General features: G+C 40.3%; 5 protein-coding genes. All 5 read left to right on the top strand.

The genetic code is table 11. The annotated features are described in order from the left end of the window. Positions 1-496 precede the first annotated feature (496 nt). From B3Y13_RS01390 to B3Y13_RS01370, 5 genes are read left to right on the top strand one after another with little or no spacing between them, the layout of a single operon-like run. Positions 497-1,123 carry a TetR/AcrR family transcriptional regulator gene (locus tag B3Y13_RS01390; RefSeq protein ID WP_296692225.1) on the top strand — a complete coding sequence of 209 codons (627 nt, stop codon included), beginning with the start codon at positions 497-499 and terminating at the stop codon, positions 1,121-1,123. After that, the gene (locus B3Y13_RS01385) at positions 1,120-1,338 is read left to right on the top strand and encodes a hypothetical protein (protein WP_296692222.1); all 219 of its coding nucleotides are present in this window, start codon (positions 1,120-1,122) and stop codon (positions 1,336-1,338) included. The genes B3Y13_RS01390 and B3Y13_RS01385 overlap by 4 nt, the downstream gene beginning before the upstream one ends. Before the next feature lie 14 nt (positions 1,339-1,352). Next, positions 1,353-2,012 carry an MmcQ/YjbR family DNA-binding protein gene (locus B3Y13_RS01380; RefSeq protein WP_296692220.1) on the top strand — a complete coding sequence of 220 codons (660 nt, stop codon included), beginning with the start codon at positions 1,353-1,355 and terminating at the stop codon, positions 2,010-2,012. A 51-nt stretch (positions 2,013-2,063) separates the two neighbouring features. After that, positions 2,064-2,651, top strand: coding sequence for a ClbS/DfsB family four-helix bundle protein (locus B3Y13_RS01375; RefSeq protein ID WP_296692217.1), 588 nt, complete (start codon positions 2,064-2,066; stop codon positions 2,649-2,651). 37 nt (positions 2,652-2,688) lie between these two features. Then, on the top strand, positions 2,689-3,171 hold the full coding sequence (locus tag B3Y13_RS01370) for a DNA-deoxyinosine glycosylase (protein ID WP_296024746.1): 483 nt from the start codon (positions 2,689-2,691) through the stop codon (positions 3,169-3,171). Positions 3,172-3,252 lie beyond the last annotated feature (81 nt).

Here is a 3,252-nt window from a genome sequence, read left to right as displayed (position 1 = left end):
TAGAACTTATTAGACATCCCCTTTTGAGTTGTTTCGCAACGAAGTGAGAAACAATCGATGATAAGAAATTTTGCAACGCAACGTTACTAACCATTATTGTTTTCTTTGCATAAAATTGTCAAGTAAAAGAGTGTGTCATATGTGTTTTTGAGGCGGAAATGAGAAAAGTCTGCAATTGGAATGACAAAGAATAGGAACCGTAATTTTACTGTCATTCCCGTGCTGCGACATGGGAATCTGTTTTGCAATGAACAAGCTGATTCCTTGACAAAAAAATTCTCTGCCGTTATAAAATTACTAATAAAATTAGTTTGTCAAAAATTCTTTTTACGGAGGGTGTACTAAAAACTTTGTCAAAGATGGCGTCAAAGTTTTTAGTCAAAAGTTTGCGTTGCAAACTTTCTTATCAAGTGTTGTTTCTCACTTCGTTGCGAAACAACTAAAAAAGGCAAATTAAAAATTGATATTTTCAATTTGCCTTTTTTGGGAGGAAATTATGCCGCGTGCTGGTCTTACGAGGGAAAAAGTTATTGAGGCGGCGGCCAAGCTTGCGAACGAGCACGGCTTGGGTTACGTTACAATCACAACGATTGCCGAGCATTTTGGAATAAAAAAGCCGTCGCTTTACAACCACATTGAAAGCCAGGAGGACATTCAGAAGTCGCTGATGATTTACGGCTGGACACACGGAATCGAGCCGCTTTCCGAGCAAATAAAAACTGACGACGCGCACGAGGCTTTGCGCCAATATGCAAGTCTCTTCTATAAATATGCGATTGAAAATCCCGGCGTTTTTGAGGCTATGCTTTGGTACAACAAATACGAAAGCGAAGAGCTAGTTCAGGCGACCGAAAAACTTTACGGCTTCTTTTTTGCCCAGACCGACAAGCTTAAAATCAGCCGAGAGGTTGCAAATCATCTTTTGCGGACTTATCGCGCTTTTCTGGAAGGATTTTTGCTTTTAGTGATTCACAACTCGTTCGGAAACCCGATCTCAATAGAAGAAAGTTTTGACCTTTCGCTCGACGTGATGATAAAGGGCATGGAGCAGTTTGAAGGGAAACTGGAAGAAAATCAAAAAAAATTAAAGACTGACACTGAAATCCGGAGCGTGCAGAAATGAGCAAGTACAATGATTTATGGATTTATGTTGATTTGATTTTCAAGCAAACGAACCAAGAAAAACTGGAACTGTCTTTCAGCCAGATAAAAGACGCGGCGGGAATTGAACTTGACCATTCGTTTCTAAACTGCAAAAAAGAGCTTTTGAATTACGGCTATAAAGTTGAGAAAATCAAACTGAAGGACAAGAAAATTGTATTTTCAAAGGTGAATTAAAAGCGGAAAGCAGAATGTTTGAAGAAATTTTCAGCCACAAAAAACTTAATCCTGAAAAACTCAAGGCCTACGGATTTTCGGAGCAAGACGGCGGATACAAATTCACCACTGAAATTCTGAACGGCGAATTCCAGCTTGAAATCGAAATGGACAAAAACGGAATGCTAGACACGACGCTTACGGAAAAATCGACAGGAGAAGAATACATTCTGTACAAGACAAAGGCAACCGGAGAATTCGTGGGAAATGTCCGCAGTGAAATTGAAAAAAAACTTAGCGAAATCGCAGAAAAATGCTTTGACACCGCAATTTTTAAAAGCGGGCAGACAATCGACCTGATTAAATACGCGCGTGAAAAATACAGCACAGAGCCGGAATTTCTTTGGGAAAAATTTTCGGACAACGCGGTTTTGCGCAGAAAGGACACTGAAAAATGGTTCGCGGTTCTTCTCACGGTTTCCCGCCGAAAGCTCGGAATGCATTCGGACGAAATCGTCGAAATCGTTGATTTGCGGGCTCAGCCTGAAAATATTGCGGCATTGGTTGACGGCAAAAAAATCTTTCCGGGCTGGCACATGAACAAAATGCACTGGTTCACAATCATTCTTGACGGTTCGGTTTCTTTTGATAAAATCTGCAAAAAAATAGATGAAAGCTGGAATCTTGCAAAGTAAAACACTTTCGTTATATAATAACTAACTAAATTAGTTTTTAAGGAAGTAAAAATGCCAAGACCGCAGAACAAAGCCGACCTGATTGCGCTTGCAGAAAAAAACTATGATGAGCTTTTAAAATTCATCGATTCGATGAGCGAAGATGAGAAAAACACACCGTTCGACTTTTCTTCGCTGAACAAAAAGGAGGCGCACTGGAGCCGCGACAGGAACGTGCGCGATGTGATTTGCCACCTGACCGAATGGCACAAGCTGCTTTTGAAATTTGTCGCAGAAAATATGAAAGGCGGAAGCGGCGAAAAATCCGAAAACAAAAAGCCTGCGATTGTGTGTCAGTTTTTGCCCGAACCGTACAACTGGAAAAACTACGGCGACATGAACCGCGCAATCTGGAAGAACTGTCAAAACGTTCCGCTTGAAAAAGCTCTTGCAGACTTTTCCGAATCTCTCGAAAAAGTCCTGGAACTTGCACGCTCCTTTTCCGATGAGGAACTTTTTGCAAAAAAGCATTTTTCCTGGACGGGAACAACGAACCTCGGCGCATACTTTATCAGCACGACCAGCAGCCACTACGACTGGGCGATTAAAAAACTGAAGGCGCACAGAAAGATTGTGTTTTCAAAAGTGAATAAAAGTTAGAGAAATAATATAATTTGAAAACAAATGGAAGATAAACATGACGGAACATATAATTCATCCTTTTGAACCGTTTTTTAGGGCGGATTCAGAAATCTTGATTATAGGAAGCTTGCCCTCCGTAAAGTCGCGTGAAAATGGCTTTTATTACGGACATCCGCAGAACCGTTTCTGGAAAATGCTGGCGATGATTTTTTCTGAAGAAACACCAGTATCGATAGAAGAAAAACAACGCTTTCTAGAAAAACACAAAATCGCCGTGTATGATTCGATAAGAGAATGTACAATTTGCGGCTCATCCGACAGTTCTATAAGCAGTGTTGTGCCTTCTGACATTGAAAGAATAGTGTCCGCCTGTAAAATTGCAAAAATTCTTGCAAACGGCAAAACTGCCGCTAAATATTTTCTAAAATATCAGGATGAAAATTTGTGCTCCATGCTGAAAACGCTTCCTTCCACAAGTCCTGCAAATGCCGTTTACTCAATTCAAAAACTTGTTGAAATTTGGAGAAATGAGTTTTAACAGTTTTTATGTAAAATTATCCATGAAACCAGTCTTACACTCTAAAAAAAGAGCGTTCAGCAGATTATCGGGTCAAGCCCG

It is taken from the genome of Treponema sp. UBA7567 (assembly GCF_002476655.1).
In the GTDB taxonomy this organism is placed as follows: domain Bacteria; phylum Spirochaetota; class Spirochaetia; order Treponematales; family Treponemataceae; genus Treponema_D.
Note: the sequence above shows the minus strand (reverse complement) of the source record. Positions and strands in the feature narration are given on the sequence as shown.